Raw genomic sequence first — 15,455 nt, 5'->3', positions numbered from 1 at the left:
GGCGGACTCCACTCGAACAAGATCAATAAAGAAAAGAAACGGGCAACTTTTTTATAACTCATGATTTTTGACACATACCCGGCATCGGCTGTTTGCCTGTGGGGGATGCGAACCGCCTTTCACGGTTTGTGTCCCTCACGATCCCGGCATGAGGGATCGCGATCGGAATGACGGATCATAGCGCAATCCGAGCAAGAGATCCTCCCCTTCCTCACAGATTAGATCCATTTTATCCACAGGCCGCGGCCGGCGGCGATCTTTTCACCGCCAACACCGAATGACCGCGCAGATCCCGGCCGCTGCGCCGCGTTTTTTACATTGTCAACCGGTTATACCCTGTTATCCACGTCGGATCCTGGGATCGCGCGCAAAGGATCTCACGGGGATCCTTGCGATTTCACCCCGAGTCCGTATAATCTTCGCCCTACGTGTGATACCTGGTTCCTTATGGTGCGTCATTAGCCAGACAGGATTCTGCGGTGACCACGGGCCAAGACCGGATTTTGTTCCGTTATTGGCAGACAACCAGGTAGGCTGGCGCGATGCGAATTGACTCAGGACTGTACAATTATTACAATCCCGCTTCTTTATGTATTGCGATTGAGGCGTCGGTCATCTTCACGCCGAGTAGCCAAACGCGTTTACTGATCAGTAATTATTTTAAGTTTAGGTAGAAATCGCTATGAAACGCACTTTCCAACCGTCCGTATTGAAGCGCAACCGTAGCCACGGTTTCCGTGCTCGTATGGCCACCAAAAATGGTCGTCAAGTTCTGGCCCGCCGTCGTGCGAAAGGCCGTGCTCGTCTGACTGTTTCTAAGTAATAAAGCTAACCCGCTGAGTGGTTAAGCTCGCTTTTCCCAGGGAGTTACGTTTGTTAACTCCCACTCATTTCACTTTCGTCTTCCAGCAGCCACAACGGGCTGGCACGCCGCAAATCACCATCCTCGGCCGCCTGAACCAGCTGGGGCATCCCCGCATCGGTCTTACCGTCGCCAAAAAACACGTCAAACGCGCGCACGAGCGTAATCGGATCAAACGCCTAACCCGCGAAAGCTTCCGCTTGCGTCAGCACGAATTACCGGCGATGGATTTTGTCGTGGTGGCCAAAAAGGGGATAGCGGATTTGGATAACCGCGCGCTGACGGAAGCTTTGGATAAATTATGGCGTCGCCACTGTCGCCAGGCTCCCGCATCCTGATCGGGCTGGTGCGGGCCTATCAGCTCGTCATCAGTCCGCTGCTAGGGCCTCGTTGTCGCTTCCAGCCGACATGCTCTCATTACGCAATTGAGGCATTAAGCAGGTTTGGCATGATAAAAGGCAGTTGGTTAGCATTGAAACGCGTATTAAAATGCCACCCTTTGAACCCAGGTGGCGATGATCCGGTGCCGCCAAAAACCGACGATAACAGAGAACACTAACGATGGATTCGCAACGCAATCTTCTCCTCATCGCTCTGCTGTTCGTGTCTTTCATGATCTGGCAGGCATGGCAAACGGACAATGCTCCGCAGCCGGCCGCACAGACCACGCAACAGACTTCGAACGCAGTAGCCGGTGATGCCGCCAGCCAGGCCGTGCCAGCCAGTGGTCAGGGTAAGCTGATTACCGTGAACACCGACGTGCTGTCACTGACCATCAACACCCGTGGTGGCGATATCGAGCAGGCTAAACTGTTGGCCTACCCGGATACCCTGGGTTCATCGACTCCGTTCCAACTGCTGGAAACCACTCCGTCGTTCGTCTATCAGGCACAAAGCGGCCTGACCGGTAAAAACGGCCCGGACAACCCGGCCAACGGCGAGCGCCCGCTGTATCAGGCGGCGCAGGACAGCTACACCCTGCCGGAAGGCCAGGACGAGCTGCGCATCCCGCTGACCTACACCGATAAAGACGGCGCGATCTACACCAAGACCTTCGTGCTCAAACGCAATCACTATGCGGTCGGCGTGGATTACAGCATCGACAACAAAGGCGCGACGCCGCTGGAGCTGACCCTGTTCGGCCAGCTGAAGCAGACCACCGAATTGCCTAAGCACCGCGACACCGGCAGCAGCAACTTCGCGCTGCACACCTTCCGCGGCGCGGCGTACTCGTCCAGCGAGGACAAGTACCAGAAATACGCGTTCGACAAAGACGAAAACCTGAGCGTCACCACCAAAGACGGTTGGGTCGCCATGCTGCAGCAGTACTTCGCCACCGCGTGGGTACCGGCGACCAAAGGTGACAACACCTTCTACACCGCCAAACCGGGTGACAACCTGTCCACCATCGGCTTCAAATCTACCCCGGTCGTGGTGCAGCCTGGCGCTCAGCAGCAGCTGAACGCGACCCTGTGGGTCGGCCCGGAGCTGCAGGACCAGATGGCCCAGTTGGCGCCGCACCTGGACCTGACCGTGGATTACGGCTGGCTGTGGTTCATCTCCCAGCCGCTGTTCAAACTGCTGAAGTTCATCCACGGCTTTATCGGTAACTGGGGCTTCTCCATCATCATCATCACCTTCATCGTGCGCGGCATCATGTACCCGCTGACCAAGGCGCAGTACACCTCGATGGCGAAAATGCGCATGCTGCAGCCGAAGCTGCAGGCGATGCGCGAGCGCATCGGCGATGACAAACAGCGCATGAGCCAAGAGATGATGGCGCTGTACAAGTCGGAGAAAGTGAACCCGCTCGGCGGCTGCCTGCCGCTGATCATTCAGATGCCGATCTTCCTGGCGCTGTACTACATGCTGATGGGCTCGGTCGAGCTGCGCCACGCGCCGTTCGCCCTGTGGATCCATGACCTGTCGGCGCAAGACCCGTACTACATCCTGCCAATCCTGATGGGCGTGACGATGTTCTTCATTCAGAAGATGTCGCCAACCACCGTGACTGACCCGATGCAGCAGAAAATCATGACCTTCATGCCGGTGATCTTCACAGTGTTCTTCCTGTGGTTCCCGTCCGGTCTGGTGCTGTATTACATCGTCAGTAACCTGGTGACCATCCTGCAGCAGCAGCTGATTTACCGTGGTCTGGAAAAACGCGGTCTGCACAGCCGCGACAAGAAAAAAAGCTAAGCGTATTGTAGGGGTTCGGCGCGCCGACCCTTGCAGTCACCCCAAAGGCGGTCATTAGACCGCCTTTTTGCATCTTAATCGTCAGAGAGAACCGTTATGAGCACCACCGATACCATCGTTGCCCAAGCCACCCCGCCGGGACGCGGCGGCGTCGGCATTCTGCGCATTTCCGGAAGCAAGGCCAAAGACGTCGCCCAGGCGTTGCTCGGCAAGCTGCCGAAGCCGCGCTACGCTGACTATCTGCCGTTCCGCGACGCCACGGGCGCCACCCTCGATCAGGGCATCGCGCTGTGGTTCCCGGGGCCGAACTCCTTTACCGGCGAAGACGTGCTGGAACTGCAGGGCCACGGCGGGCCGGTGATCCTCGATCTGTTGCTCAAGCGCGTGCTGGCGCTCCCTGACGTGCGCATCGCACGGCCCGGCGAGTTCTCCGAGCGCGCATTTCTCAACGACAAACTCGATTTGGCGCAGGCCGAAGCGATTGCCGATTTGATCGACGCCAGCTCCGAGCAGGCGGCACGTTCGGCGATGAACTCGCTGCAAGGCGCGTTTTCCACCCGCATCCACCAGCTCGTGGAAGCGCTCACTCACCTGCGAATCTACGTGGAAGCGGCAATCGACTTCCCGGACGAAGAAATCGACTTCCTGTCCGACGGTAAAATCGAGGCGCAGCTCAACGACGTAATGGCGGATCTGGACAACGTGCGCGGCGAAGCGCGCCAGGGCAGCCTGCTGCGCGAAGGGATGAAGGTGGTGATCGCCGGGCGCCCCAACGCAGGTAAATCGAGCCTGCTCAATGCGTTGGCCGGGCGCGAGGCGGCGATCGTGACCGATATCGCCGGCACCACTCGCGACGTCTTGCGCGAACATATCCATATCGACGGCATGCCGCTGCACATCATCGACACCGCCGGCCTGCGCGACGCCAGCGACGAAGTGGAACGCATCGGCATCGAACGTGCGTGGAACGAGATTGAACAGGCCGACAGAGTGCTGTTTATGGTTGACGGCACCACCACCGCCGCCACCGAGCCGGCGGCGATCTGGCCGGAGTTTATGGCGCGCCTGCCAGGCACGCTACCTATCACCGTGGTGCGCAACAAGGCCGACATCACCGGTGAAGCGCTGGGTCTGACGGAAGTGAACAACCACTCACTTATTCGCCTGTCGGCCCGCACCGGCGAAGGCGTCGATGTGCTGCGCGATCATCTTAAACAGAGCATGGGCTTCACCAGCAATATGGAAGGCGGCTTCCTGGCGCGCCGTCGCCACCTGCAGGCACTGGAACTGGCGGCACAGCATCTGGTGCAGGGTAAAGAACAGTTAGTGAGCGCTTACGCGGGGGAGCTGCTGGCCGAGGAACTGCGCCAGGCGCAGCTGGCCCTAAGTGAAATCACCGGCGAATTCACCTCCGACGATCTGCTGGGCCGTATCTTCTCAAGCTTCTGTATCGGGAAATAATCGACTGCGAGCGCCGTATCCTACTCGGCGCCCGCATGTTACTTCTCCCGGCGGCATCAAAACTCACCTAAGCTTATCTCATCAATTTTGCTGCGTGAGAGATAAGCTTACATGAACGAACCTTTAGACTTGATCGGCGTGGGGTTGGGGCCTTTCAATCTCAGTCTGGCCGCTCTGGCCGCCGAAAGCGGCGCCGTCAATTATACCTTTCTCGATCGTAACGCCAGCTTCCGTTGGCATCCCGGTATGCTGCTACCCTCAGCTTATATGCAAACCTATGTACTTCAGGATCTGGTTACCGCCGTCAGCCCACGCAGCCAATTTTCATTTATTAATTACTTGGTCGAACAGAAAAAAATTTATCGTTTTTTAATCACCGAGCAGCAAATTATCAGCCGGGAAGAATTTTCCGACTACCTGAGTTGGGCCTGCGAAAGGTTAGACGGGCTACAGTTTTCACAGTCCGTAGAGCGTATTGATTTCGACGATGAAAAAGGTTTGTTCAAGGTATGTACCCACAACCAGACCCTGTGGGCGAAAAATATCTGTCTGGGTACCGGACATGACCCTTGGTTGCCGGAAGCATTTTACCCGGCGCTGGGTGAAAACTGCATGCATGCCGCCGAAATAGCCCTTCGCAATCCAGACTTCAGCGGCAAGCGGGTTATGGTGGTGGGCGGCGGCCAAAGCGGCGCCGATGTTTTTTTGAACGCGTTGCAGGGACACTGGGGCGAGCCGGCACAGCTGGATTGGCTCTCGCGTCGTCCCAATTTTCAGCCGCTGGACGAGTCTCCCTTCACCAACGAATATTTCACTCCTGAATACGTCGACTATTTCTATACGCTGCCGGCCGAGATCCGCGCACGTGAAATCAAAACACAGAAATTGCCGGCAGACGGCATCAGCAATCATACGCTGCGAACCTTGTACCGTGAGCTTTATATGCGTTTTGACGTGATGCGCCAGGCACGCAATGTGCGTTTACTGCCCCATCGTACTCTACTGACCGTCGAATCAATGGATGAGGCTTTTCATCTGCGCACGCTTCACGGTCTGGAAAATCGCCGGGAAAGTTTCAGGGCTGATATCGTCATTCTCGCCACCGGCTATCGCGCCTCTCTGCCCGCGTACCTGAAACCCTTGGTGCCGCGCATCCCGCTCGATTCGAAGCAGCATCTACCGCTGCTGCCGAATTTTAATCTTGAATGGCTCGGGCCTGAGCAAAATCGAATTTATGCGGTAAATGCCGGGATACACAGCCACGGCAGCGCAGAAGGCGGACTGAGCCTGATGGCCTGGCGTTCAGCGCGCATCCTCAATCACTTGCTGGGCAAGCCATACTTTGATTTGGCACCGAACGCATCAATGATCCAATGGTGGAGCGATGCCGCGTCGGACGATACCTCTTCCATCGTTAATAAATAGGATAATCCGCATAGTGTTTTTTGATGATAAATCCTCAACTTAGTCTTAATCTAACACCCCTGCGTTCTTAGCGACCCTCTGTCATGGAGTGAACAATGGCGTGTCATTTTGCCCGATGGACCCCGGCCTCCGCTGTCCTGGATACCCAGAGACTCTCCGACGAAGTGATAGCCGCCACCCGCACCTTTTCCGTTAAGCGCCGCACGCGCTACCTGCAAGGGCGCATTCTGCTCGCCGAAATGATGTTCTACCTGTACGGCTTGCCGACGCTCCCCCTTATAGCCACCACGCCGACCGGCCGCCCCTGTTTCGCCGATCATCAGCTGCCCGATTTTAGCCTCGCCTACGCCAGCAACACCGTGGGTGTACTGCTTAGCGACGAGGGCAAGGTCGGACTGGATATCGAAGTGATGCGGGCGCGCGGCACCCGGCAAAGCGCGCTGCAACACGCGCATCAGACACCGGCAGAAAGTGCCTGGATCGGTGCGCAGGACGATCGGCTGGAGGCAGAAACTCAGCTGTGGAGCATCCGGCAAAGCGTGCTGAAAATTTCCGGCCTCGGTAACAGCGGCCAGTCTACGCTGCGTCTGCATCCCTTCTCCGGCCACCTGCGCTCCAGTGCCACGCCGGACGTTCAGGTAATGAGCGACGCCGACGAATACCTGAGCTGGGCCTGCGCCGGCAGCCCTGGGCTGGATCGCCTGCTGTGCTGGCGCTACGAAGAGCGCGGTGGACTGCACAAAGACGGGGAAATCTCACCGCGCAGCCCGGCGGCGTCCTCGCGCTTCGTTAAACTGACGGGCCTGAAGACGCCCGGTTAACGCGGCGCAAAGCGGATAACGCTGTCTTTACCGCTCGAGTCGCTGGATTAAATTGTAAAGACAGCTAAATGTTGAGCAATCGCCTATTCTCGACCCGCGCTTTAGCCTACTATTCGCCCATGTTGTACGCTGAATCTGCTCATTCGAAAGGGAGAATCATCATGTCAGACCAAGCCTTAAAAATCGTCACTCTGCTTGGCAGCCTGCGTAAAGGCTCTTACAACGCCATGGTGGCCCGCGCCCTGCCAGGGCTGGCTCCGCAGGGCGTCACCATTGAAGCGCTACCTTCCATCCGCGATATCCCACTGTACGACGCCGACATGCAACAGGGTGAAGGCTTCCCTGCCGCTGTCGAGGCGATCGCCGAACAGATCCGCCAGGCCGACGGCGTGATCATCGTCACCCCTGAATATAACTATTCCGTGCCCGGCGGGTTGAAGAACGCCATCGACTGGCTGTCTCGCTTGCCGAATCAGCCGCTGGCCGGCAAGCCGGTCGCCATTCAAACCAGCTCGATGGGGCCGATCGGCGGCGCGCGCTGCCAATACCATCTGCGCCAGATCCTGGTATTCCTCGATGCGATGGTAATGAACAAGCCTGAGTTTATGGGCGGCGTGATCCAGAGCAAGGTCGATGAACAGGCCGGTGAACTGAGCGATCAGGGAACGCTGGACTTCCTGACCGGCCAGCTGTCCGCGTTCAGCGATTTTATTCGCCGCGTGGAGTGACCGTCTCGCGGCGCCCACCGGGCGCCGCAACAGGACATGAAGTCCGTCAATTCATTGAAAATTAAAGCCATAGCATCATGTATTTTTTCATTTTAGCGTTATTTTTTGTTTCCATCACCAGTCCCGCTTTCGCCGCAGACATGCGTTATCCCGCCGGTGAAGAACCGCTGGAGCTGCCGGCACACAGTGCGCTCAACGCCCAGCTGTCGCGATCCGCGCAAAACCAGGAAGACAAAAAGCTGGGCGCCATGTCGCTGTACCTGACACTGATGCGCGAAGACGGCCGCAATGTCTGGGCGCCCTACCAGTTGGCGGTGTCGTCGGCAGAGAAAGGGCAAACCGAGCTGGCGGAACGCTACCTGCAGCTGAGCGCCGACCGCGGCCTGTGGTACTACTACAACCTGCTGGAGGACGACGCCTTCAACAGCATTCAACATTCCGCCACCTACCAATCCATTTTGGCCGCCACCAAAGCGCGCTATCTGCAGCACGCTCGCCGCTATGAAGGCAAAGCCAGCTACGCGATGCCGGACGGCGAAGCACCGCCCGAAGGCTGGCCAACGGTGATCTTCCTGCATACCTACGGCAAAGCCGCCGCTATCAGCCCCGAAGAACGGCTGCTGTTCGGCGAAATGGGCGTAGCCTACATCGAGATCAACGGCACGCAGATGCTGTCGGAAAACAGCTTCCGCTGGTCGAATTACAGCGATGAGAGCACCCAAACCGCCATTCAGCGTACGCTGCAACAGCTGGCTCCGCAGCTAAAGCTGAATACCCAACGGATTTACCTCAGCGCCCGCGGCCAGGGTGCACTGCACGCCGCCAACCTGATCGCGAAGTACCCGCAGTTTTACGCCGGCGCGCTCCTGATCGCCCCCAACGGGGAGATCAAGCCGGCCCAGCAGTCGCTGGCGGCGCAAAAGAAAATCGTGATGGCGTATTACGATCGGCAGAACTTCAGCGAGCAGGCGCTGGCGTTGCACTTCGCCAATCTGTTTGGAGAGGATAACCAGGTAGAGACGCTGCACTTCGCCCAGGGCGAGGATGCCGCCGGCAGTTGGCAGGCGCGCTTCAGGCGGCCGTTGCAGTGGGTGTTGGACCAGGCGCCGGACGCGACGCCGGGAGTCTAGCGTTCAGGGCCGACAGACGTCGGCCCTTTGGCTGTCAATGGCCGTCGACAAAGACGATTTTCAGTACGAACAGCAGCGCCACCACCACCACGCACGGGCTGATTTCACGCCAGCGGCCGGTGCCGAGCTTCATCACGCAGTAGGAGATAAAGCCGAGCGCGATACCTTCGGTGATCGAGAAACTGAACGGCATCATCACCGCGGTGACAAATGCCGGTACCGCTTCGGTCAGATCGTCCCACTTCACCCGCGCCAGGCTGGAGGTCATCAGTACACCGACATAGATCAGCGCGCCGGCGGCAGCGTAAGCCGGCACCATACCCGCCAACGGCGACAGGAAGATCACCAGCAGGAACAGCAGGCCAGTGACCACCGCCGTCAAACCGGTGCGGCCGCCGACGGCGACGCCGGACGAGCTTTCGATGTAAGCGGTCACGGAAGAGGTACCCGCCAGCGAACCGGCCACTGAGCTGATGCTGTCAACGTACAACGCCTGCTTCATACGCGGGAATTTGCCCTGGTTGTCGGTCAGGCCGGCTTTATCGGTAACGCCGATCAGGGTGCCGGAAGAGTCGAACAGGTTCACCAGCATAAACGAGAAGATAACCCCGGCCAGCCCGATGTTCAGTGCGCCGGCCACGTCGACCTGGCCCACCACCGAGGTGATACTCGGCGGCAGGGAGAACAGGCCACCGTATTTCACGTCGCCCAGCATCCAGCCGATCAGGGTGGTGACCACGATCGACACCAGCACCGCCGCGTGGAAGTTACGCGAAGAGAGCACGGCGATGATGAAGAAGCCGAGCGCCCCCAGCAGCACGTTGTGCGAGGTCAGGCTGCCGATGGTCACCAGCGTGTCCGGGTTAGCCACTACGATTCCGGCGTTTTTCAGCCCCATCATGCCGATGAACAGACCGATGCCGCTGGTAATGCCGACCCGCAGGCTGACCGGAATGTTAGCGATCATCCAATAGCGAATGCGGAAAATGGTCAGCAACAGCAGGCCGACCGCCCCCCAGAAGATGGCGCCCATCCCCACCTGCCAGGAGATGCCCATCGCGCCGACCACCACGAAGGCGAAGAAGGCGTTCAGGCCCATCGCCGGCGCCAGCGCCACCGGCAGGTTCGCCAGCAGGCCCATAAAGATGCTGCCGAAGGCGGCGATCAAACAGGTGGTGACAAATACCGCCTGGGTATCCATGCCCGCCGCGCCCAAAATTTGCGGGTTAACGAACACGATATACACCATGGTGAGAAAGGTGGTGATACCGGCAATCGTTTCCGTACGCGCCGTCGTGCCATGTTGCTTGAGTTTAAACACGCGCCCAAGCAAGCCTTGCTCAGCGTCAAGGCCAGATACTGGTTTGGTCATTATCAGAATTCCGAAAATGGGAATGGACAGTCGCCGGCTATCCTATAACAAAAAGTGGGGCTTTTGATGTCGGTCACAGGTTTTTTTCGCCGTCTTTACGGCTAAACGCGTCAACGGCTTGTATTTACAGGCATTCATCCCCCTTGCCGCCCGCTGCGTTGCCGTTTGCCGGCACGGCCGATAAAATGGCCTATCGCCCCTCTATCCCTATCCGTTAAAAACAGGAGCCCGCATGTCTTCGACCTTTATCGATAAGCTGGCGTTGATCGCGCTGAAAGATGACAAAGTGGCGCTGGTGCGCTCACACAATAAGACGCTGTTTTATATGCCGGGCGGAAAGCGCGAAGCGGGCGAAACCGACGAACAGGCGCTGTGCCGCGAAATCGACGAAGAGCTGACCGTTGCGCTGCTGTCGCAATCCATCGCGTTTTACGGCGAATTCACCGGCCCGGCGGACGGCAAGCAGGACGGCACCCAGGTACGCATTCGCTGCTACCAGGCCGACTTTACCGGGCAGCTGCAGCCGGCCGCCGAAATCGCCGAGCTGAAGTGGTGCGACAGTCGCGATCTGCCGCAGTGCTCACACGTCGCCGCGCTGATTTTGCACGATCTCAAGGCGCGTAACCTGATCAAGTGATCGCTGAGCGGCCTCAGCGGCGTTAACCCGAAGGAACCTGTCCCGCATGAATCAGATTGACTGCATTTTGTTCGACTGCGATGGCACGCTGGTAGACAGCGAAGTGCTGTGCAGCAAAGCCTATGTGCACATGTTCGCCCACTACGGCATTCATCTGTCGCTGGAAGAGGTATTCAAGAAATACAAAGGGGTGAAGCTGTACGAGATCATCGATCGGGTCAACGCCGAGCAGGGCACTGACCTGGCCAAAGAGACACTGGAGCCGCTGTATCGGCAGGAAGTGGCGCGGTTGTTCGACAGCGAACTGCAACAGATTGCCGGCGCCCGCGAGCTGCTGGCGCAGATAACGGTGCCTGTCTGCACCGTCTCCAACGGGCCGGTCAGCAAGATGCAGCATTCGCTCGGCCTAACCGGCATGCTGCCTTATTTTGATGACCGGTTATTCAGCGGCTATGACATTCAGCGCTGGAAGCCGGATCCGGCGATCGTGTTTCACGCCGCCGAACAGATGCAGGTGCCGGTGACGCGCTGCATCCTGGTGGACGATTCGCCCGCCGGCGCGCAGGCCGGCATCCATGCCGGCATCCCGGTCTTTTACTTCTGCGCCGATCCGCATAACCCGCCGATTGACCACCCGCTGGTGACCACGTTTGACGACCTGGCCCAACTGCCCGCGCTGTGGCGCGAACGAGGCTGGCGGCTCACGGCCGATTAACTGGCCGGCAACGGCGGCTTGTTGCGCCACCAGCGCCAGGACCGTTTCAGCGCGCGGGTTTGCGCGCCGAAGCGGCGGTTGACCGCGTTGGCCAACAGATCGAGCGCCAGGCAGAACACGAAATAAACCAGCGCCACAAACAGGAACACTTCCATCGGATAGACCATGCTGCGGTTGTTGACCTGGGTCGCCAGGAAGGTCAATTCGCCAACGCCGACGATATAAGCCAACGAGGTGTCTTTGATCAGAGAAATCCACTGGTTGATGAACGACGGCACCATCATGCGCAGCGCCTGCGGCAGCACGATCATGCGCAGCGTCTGCCAGCGCGTCAGCCCCAGAGAAAGCCCGGCCTGCCACTGGCCGGGGCCGATCGCGGCGATGCCGGCCTTCACCGCATGGGCCAGATAGGCCGAGGCGATCAACGCCAGCGCGCACACCACGGTGGTGATTTCCGGGATCTCGACGCCAAACACCATCGGCAGCAGGAAATAGGTCCAGAAGATCAGCATGATGACCGGAATGGCGCGGAAAAAGCCCAACACCGCCGCCAGCAGCCCGGCGGCGACACCGCGTGACATCGCCAGCGCCACGCCGAGTAAGGTGCCGAGCACCGCCGAGGCCACTCCGGCCATCAGGCTGATCGCCAACGTCAGCGCCGCGCCGCCCAGCGGCCCGTCCGGCCAGGTGCCCCACAGCAGGTAACCCAGGTTGTCGTGAATCACGCTGAAATCCATCTCAATGTCCTCCCAGCGGTTTACGCTGTTGTCGCCACATGCCCCAACCTTCCAGCAGCGCGATGATGGCGATATACAGCACCGTCGCCACGCCGAACGCCTGGAAGGTGCGCAGGGTTTCGGTTTCGACCTGACGCGAGGCGTAAGAGAGTTCGGCAACGCCGATCGCCATGGTCAGCGACGAGTTCTTGATCACGTTCATGTATTGCCCCAGCAGCGGCGGCAGCGCGATTTTCAGCGCCTGCGGCAACACCACGTAGCGCATCGCCTGCCAGCCGGTCAGTCCCAGCGCCTGAGCGGCATATTTCTGCCCGCCGGCGACGCCGCGAATGCCGGAGCGGATCTCTTCGGCGATAAAGGCGGTGGAGTAGAGCGTCAGGCCAAAGAAACCGGCGAGAAACTCGAACGACGGCCACTCAAGCGGGCCGACCTGATGTGAGCTGTTCAGCCACTGCATGGCGGCGGACGGCAGGATCTGCCCGGCGGCGAAGTACCAGAAGAACAGCTGCACCAGCAGCGGCGTATTGCGAAACAGCGAGCTGTACCCCATCGCCAGCCAACGCAACGGCCGCAGGCTGCTGTCGCGCATCGCCGCCAGCACAAAGCCCAGCAACGTGGCCGCCAGGCCCGCGCAGGCGGAAAGCCACAGCGTCAGCAGAAAGCCATGCCACAGCCAGCTCAGGTATTGCGGCGCCAGCAGCCAGTCCAGGTTCATGTTCAATCCTTGTCTTGCAGAATGCATCAGGGGCGCAGCAAGCTGCGCCCCTCCGTGCCTATCTCACCGCAAGCGGTTAAGTCAGGCTTTTGGTTGCTGATCCAAAGGCGCGATTTTGAAATCGCCGCGCGGTTGAGCGGATTGGGTTTCCGGCCCGAACCAGCGATCGTAAATCTTAACCGCTTCGCCGTCTTTTTCCAGCTTGATCAGCGTCTCGTTCACCGCGGCGGTCAGGCGATCTTCACCCTTGGGAATGCCGACGCCCTGATACTCTTTGGTCAGGCTGAACGGCGAAATTTCAAACTCCGCCTTTTGCGCCGCCGGCAGGTTGCCGAGCAGGCCGACCAGCTTGGCGTCGTCCTGAGTGATCGCCTGCACGTTGCCGTTGCGCAGTGCCACAAATGCCAGCGGGGTATCATCGTAGGAGATCACTTTCGCCGTCGGGAAACGCTCGCGCAGGGTGATTTCCTGCACCGTGCCCTTATCCGCGCCGATGCGCAGCTTCTTGATGTCTTCCGGCGTTTTCAACACGCCTTTGCGGGCGATGAATTTCTGGCCAGTGGCGAAGTACGGCACGCTGAAGTTCACTTCCTTGGCGCGCTCGTCGGTAATGGTGAAGTTGGCGGCAATCAGGTCAACCTTCTTCGACACCAGCAGCGGAATGCGGTTGGCCGGGTTGGTGGCGCGCAGCTCCACTTTCACCCCCAGCGCTTTGCCGATCGCGTCGGCGACATCCACATCGTAGCCCACCAGCTTCTTGCTCTGCGGATCGATGTAGCCGAACGGCGGGTTGCTGTCGAACACCGCGATGCGCATCACGCCGGCTTGCTTGATATCGTCAAGTTTGTCCGCGTGCGCGGCACCGGCGGCGAGGCCGGTCAGACTGGCTAACAACGTTAAGGCCAAAGCGCGATGTTTCATAGAAAGCTCCTAAGTGGTTGATGTCCTGCTGGCGGATAAGCTAGCAAGCGCCACATAGGTCAGGAAATAATATAAAAAGCTATATTTATAACCTTTTTATCTTTACGCGTTTAAGATGGAATAAAGGCGCGGGAAACCGCGCCTTTGAAGGATATTACCCGGAAAGGGTTAGTCGGCTTTGTCGTCTTTACCGCCCGGGGAGAGCAGCTTTTCCAGGGCATCGCCACCCAAATGACGGAAATCCTGCCCTTTGACGAAATAGAAGATAAATTCGCAGATGTTCTGGCAGCGGTCGCCGATACGCTCGATAGAACGGGCGCAGAACAGCGCGGTCAGCACGCTCGGAATGGTGCGCGAATCTTCCATCATGTAGGTCATCAGCTGACGCACGATGCCTTCGTATTCCTGGTCGACTTTTTTATCTTCCCGGTAAATACGGATCGCCTCGTCCAGATCCATGCGCGCGAAGGCGTCCAGCACGTCGTGCAGCATCTGCACGGTGTGGCGCCCCAGCGACTCCAGGCTGACCAGCAGCGGCTGGTGCTGGTGCGAGAACTTCTCCAGCGCGGTGCGGCAGATCTTGTCCGCCACGTCGCCGATGCGCTCCAGCTCGGAAATGGTTTTGATGATCGCCATCACCAGACGCAGATCGCTGGCGGTCGGCTGGCGCTTGGCGATAATGCGCACGCAAGCTTCATCGATCGCCACTTCCATCATGTTGACCTTGGCGTCGCCTTCGATCACGCGCTTGGCCAGCTCGCCATCCTGATTGTGCATCGCGGTGATGGCGTCGGTCAGCTGCTGCTCCACCAGCCCGCCCATGGTCAGCACCTGGGTGCGGATATGCTCGAGCTCTGCGTTGAACTGGCCGGAAATGTGTTTGTTTAAATTCAGGTTATCCATGATGCTTCCTATCAACCATAACGGCCAGTGATGTAGTCTTCAGTCTGCTTTTTCTGCGGCGCAGTGAACAGGTTATCAGTATCACTGAACTCGATCAGCTCGCCCAGATACATAAATGCGGTAGAGTCGGAGCAGCGCGCCGCCTGCTGCATGTTGTGCGTCACGATCACCACGGTGTAATCAGCCTTCAGCTCGCTGATCAGCTCTTCAATCTTGCCGGTGGAGATCGGATCCAGCGCCGAGCAAGGCTCATCCAGCAACAACACTTCCGGACGAATGGCGATGCCGCGGGCGATGCACAGACGCTGCTGCTGGCCGCCGGAGAGGCTGTAGCCGCTCTGGTGCAGCTTGTCCTTGGTTTCATTCCACAGCGCCGCTTTGGTCAGCGCCCACTGTACGCGCTCGTCCATATCGGCACGCGACAGCTTTTCAAACAGGCGAACGCCGAAGGCGATGTTGTCATAAATCGACATCGGGAACGGCGTCGGCTTCTGGAACACCATGCCGACCTTGGCGCGCAGCAGTGCGATATCCGAGTTGTCGGTCAGGATGTTCTGGCCGTCCAGCAGGATGCCGCCTTCCGCACGCTGTTCCGGGTACAGCTGGTACATCTTGTTGAAGGTGCGCAGCAGGGTAGATTTGCCGCAGCCGGACGGGCCGATAAACGCGGTGACCTTGTTCTTGGCGATATCCAGCGTGATGTTCTTCAGCGCATGGAATTTGCCATAGTAGAAGTTCAGATCGCGTACCTGAATTTTGCTGCTGGAAGCGTCAGTAACCATACTCATCAAGACTTCTCTCTTTTCATCAGCGCCGCCAAAGCGGCGCT

17 protein-coding genes are annotated in these 15,455 nt (G+C 58.7%); 11 read left to right on the top strand and 6 right to left on the bottom strand.

Annotation, left to right across the window (positions count from 1 at the left end):
• Positions 1–682 precede the first annotated feature (682 nt).
• The 9 genes from rpmH to ACSJLU_RS24690 all read left to right on the top strand — a co-directional run bounded on the left by rpmH (position 683) and on the right by ACSJLU_RS24690 (position 8,626).
• Positions 683–823 carry a 50S ribosomal protein L34 gene (gene rpmH / locus ACSJLU_RS24730; protein ID WP_000831330.1) on the top strand — a complete coding sequence of 47 codons (141 nt, stop codon included), beginning with the start codon at positions 683–685 and terminating at the stop codon, positions 821–823.
• A gap of 17 nt (positions 824–840) precedes the next feature.
• Complete coding sequence (rnpA, locus tag ACSJLU_RS24725) at positions 841–1,200, top strand: ribonuclease P protein component (protein ID WP_004933883.1); 360 nt, start codon at positions 841–843, stop codon at positions 1,198–1,200.
• Entirely contained in the window at positions 1,164–1,421 is a 258-nt protein-coding gene (gene yidD / locus ACSJLU_RS24720; protein ID WP_004933881.1) for a membrane protein insertion efficiency factor YidD, read from the top strand. Before rnpA ends, yidD begins: the two co-directional genes overlap by 37 nt.
• A 2-nt stretch (positions 1,422–1,423) precedes the next feature.
• Positions 1,424–3,061, top strand: a complete 1,638-nt coding sequence (gene yidC, locus ACSJLU_RS24715) for a membrane protein insertase YidC (protein WP_025304756.1) — start codon at positions 1,424–1,426, stop codon at positions 3,059–3,061.
• Between the two features lie 96 nt (positions 3,062–3,157).
• Positions 3,158–4,522, top strand: a complete 1,365-nt coding sequence (mnmE, locus tag ACSJLU_RS24710) for a tRNA uridine-5-carboxymethylaminomethyl(34) synthesis GTPase MnmE (RefSeq protein ID WP_141999195.1) — start codon at positions 3,158–3,160, stop codon at positions 4,520–4,522.
• 111 nt (positions 4,523–4,633) lie between these two features.
• Positions 4,634–5,947, top strand: coding sequence for a lysine N(6)-hydroxylase/L-ornithine N(5)-oxygenase family protein (locus ACSJLU_RS24705; RefSeq protein ID WP_049204652.1), 1,314 nt, complete (start codon positions 4,634–4,636; stop codon positions 5,945–5,947).
• A 95-nt stretch (positions 5,948–6,042) separates the two neighbouring features.
• A complete protein-coding gene (locus ACSJLU_RS24700; RefSeq protein WP_060434921.1) occupies positions 6,043–6,768 on the top strand; it encodes a 4'-phosphopantetheinyl transferase family protein in 726 nt (241 codons plus the stop codon).
• Positions 6,769–6,929: 161 nt separating this feature from the next.
• Positions 6,930–7,496 (top strand): NADPH-dependent FMN reductase, encoded by a 567-nt coding sequence (locus ACSJLU_RS24695; RefSeq protein WP_025304752.1) that lies wholly within the window; start codon positions 6,930–6,932, stop codon positions 7,494–7,496.
• Between the two features lie 77 nt (positions 7,497–7,573).
• Complete coding sequence (locus tag ACSJLU_RS24690; RefSeq protein WP_025304751.1) at positions 7,574–8,626, top strand: hypothetical protein; 1,053 nt, start codon at positions 7,574–7,576, stop codon at positions 8,624–8,626.
• A gap of 34 nt (positions 8,627–8,660) precedes the next feature.
• Here ACSJLU_RS24690 and ACSJLU_RS24685 read toward each other — a convergent pair whose 3' ends face one another.
• Entirely contained in the window at positions 8,661–9,998 is a 1,338-nt protein-coding gene (locus tag ACSJLU_RS24685; RefSeq protein ID WP_004933851.1) for an NCS2 family permease, read from the bottom strand.
• Between the two features lie 232 nt (positions 9,999–10,230).
• On the opposite strand from ACSJLU_RS24685, the gene ACSJLU_RS24680 reads away from it, so the two are divergent.
• Positions 10,231–10,635 carry an NUDIX hydrolase gene (locus ACSJLU_RS24680; protein ID WP_016929609.1) on the top strand — a complete coding sequence of 135 codons (405 nt, stop codon included), beginning with the start codon at positions 10,231–10,233 and terminating at the stop codon, positions 10,633–10,635.
• A 46-nt stretch (positions 10,636–10,681) separates the two neighbouring features.
• Positions 10,682–11,350 carry a 6-phosphogluconate phosphatase gene (yieH, locus tag ACSJLU_RS24675; RefSeq protein WP_025304749.1) on the top strand — a complete coding sequence of 223 codons (669 nt, stop codon included), beginning with the start codon at positions 10,682–10,684 and terminating at the stop codon, positions 11,348–11,350.
• On the opposite strand, the gene ACSJLU_RS24670 is transcribed toward yieH, so the two are convergent.
• The 5 genes from ACSJLU_RS24670 to pstB form a co-directional block, all read right to left on the bottom strand.
• A complete protein-coding gene (locus tag ACSJLU_RS24670) occupies positions 11,347–12,087 on the bottom strand; it encodes an amino acid ABC transporter permease (RefSeq protein WP_004933841.1) in 741 nt (246 codons plus the stop codon). The genes yieH and ACSJLU_RS24670 overlap by 4 nt on opposite strands.
• 1 nt (position 12,088) lies before the next feature.
• Positions 12,089–12,802: an amino acid ABC transporter permease gene (locus tag ACSJLU_RS24665; RefSeq protein WP_025304748.1), complete on the bottom strand. Its 714-nt coding sequence runs from the start codon at positions 12,800–12,802 to the stop codon at positions 12,089–12,091.
• Between the two features lie 81 nt (positions 12,803–12,883).
• Positions 12,884–13,723 carry an ABC transporter substrate-binding protein gene (locus ACSJLU_RS24660; RefSeq protein WP_380827230.1) on the bottom strand — a complete coding sequence of 280 codons (840 nt, stop codon included), beginning with the start codon at positions 13,721–13,723 and terminating at the stop codon, positions 12,884–12,886.
• Positions 13,724–13,891: 168 nt separating this feature from the next.
• Positions 13,892–14,626: a phosphate signaling complex protein PhoU gene (gene phoU / locus ACSJLU_RS24655; RefSeq protein ID WP_033636521.1), complete on the bottom strand. Its 735-nt coding sequence runs from the start codon at positions 14,624–14,626 to the stop codon at positions 13,892–13,894.
• An 11-nt stretch (positions 14,627–14,637) separates the two neighbouring features.
• Positions 14,638–15,408, bottom strand: coding sequence for a phosphate ABC transporter ATP-binding protein PstB (gene pstB / locus ACSJLU_RS24650; protein WP_016929614.1), 771 nt, complete (start codon positions 15,406–15,408; stop codon positions 14,638–14,640).
• Between the last annotated feature and the right edge of the window lie 47 nt (positions 15,409–15,455).

Source organism: Serratia bockelmannii, assembly GCF_051803255.1.
GTDB classification, from domain to species: Bacteria; Pseudomonadota; Gammaproteobacteria; order Enterobacterales; family Enterobacteriaceae; genus Serratia; species Serratia bockelmannii.
This window is presented reverse-complemented; position numbering and strand designations above follow the sequence as displayed.

Excerpts from the sequence above, each read along its gene's own strand:
- yidC (WP_025304756.1), top strand. The coding sequence starts at position 1,424 with ATGGATTCGCAACGCAATCTTCTCCTCATCGCTCTGCTGTTCGTGTCT.
- ACSJLU_RS24665 (WP_025304748.1), bottom strand. The coding sequence starts at position 12,802 with ATGAACCTGGACTGGCTGCTGGCGCCGCAATACCTGAGCTGGCTGTGG.
- rpmH (WP_000831330.1), top strand. The coding sequence starts at position 683 with ATGAAACGCACTTTCCAACCGTCCGTATTGAAGCGCAACCGTAGCCAC.
- yieH (WP_025304749.1), top strand. The coding sequence starts at position 10,682 with ATGAATCAGATTGACTGCATTTTGTTCGACTGCGATGGCACGCTGGTA.
- ACSJLU_RS24700 (WP_060434921.1), top strand. The coding sequence starts at position 6,043 with ATGGCGTGTCATTTTGCCCGATGGACCCCGGCCTCCGCTGTCCTGGAT.
- ACSJLU_RS24680 (WP_016929609.1), top strand. The coding sequence starts at position 10,231 with ATGTCTTCGACCTTTATCGATAAGCTGGCGTTGATCGCGCTGAAAGAT.
- ACSJLU_RS24670 (WP_004933841.1), bottom strand. The coding sequence starts at position 12,087 with ATGGATTTCAGCGTGATTCACGACAACCTGGGTTACCTGCTGTGGGGC.
- ACSJLU_RS24690 (WP_025304751.1), top strand. The coding sequence starts at position 7,574 with ATGTATTTTTTCATTTTAGCGTTATTTTTTGTTTCCATCACCAGTCCC.
- pstB (WP_016929614.1), bottom strand. The coding sequence starts at position 15,408 with ATGGTTACTGACGCTTCCAGCAGCAAAATTCAGGTACGCGATCTGAAC.
- ACSJLU_RS24660 (WP_380827230.1), bottom strand. The coding sequence starts at position 13,723 with ATGAAACATCGCGCTTTGGCCTTAACGTTGTTAGCCAGTCTGACCGGC.
- phoU (WP_033636521.1), bottom strand. The coding sequence starts at position 14,626 with ATGGATAACCTGAATTTAAACAAACACATTTCCGGCCAGTTCAACGCA.
- ACSJLU_RS24705 (WP_049204652.1), top strand. The coding sequence starts at position 4,634 with ATGAACGAACCTTTAGACTTGATCGGCGTGGGGTTGGGGCCTTTCAAT.
- ACSJLU_RS24695 (WP_025304752.1), top strand. The coding sequence starts at position 6,930 with ATGTCAGACCAAGCCTTAAAAATCGTCACTCTGCTTGGCAGCCTGCGT.
- yidD (WP_004933881.1), top strand. The coding sequence starts at position 1,164 with ATGGCGTCGCCACTGTCGCCAGGCTCCCGCATCCTGATCGGGCTGGTG.
- ACSJLU_RS24685 (WP_004933851.1), bottom strand. The coding sequence starts at position 9,998 with ATGACCAAACCAGTATCTGGCCTTGACGCTGAGCAAGGCTTGCTTGGG.
- mnmE (WP_141999195.1), top strand. The coding sequence starts at position 3,158 with ATGAGCACCACCGATACCATCGTTGCCCAAGCCACCCCGCCGGGACGC.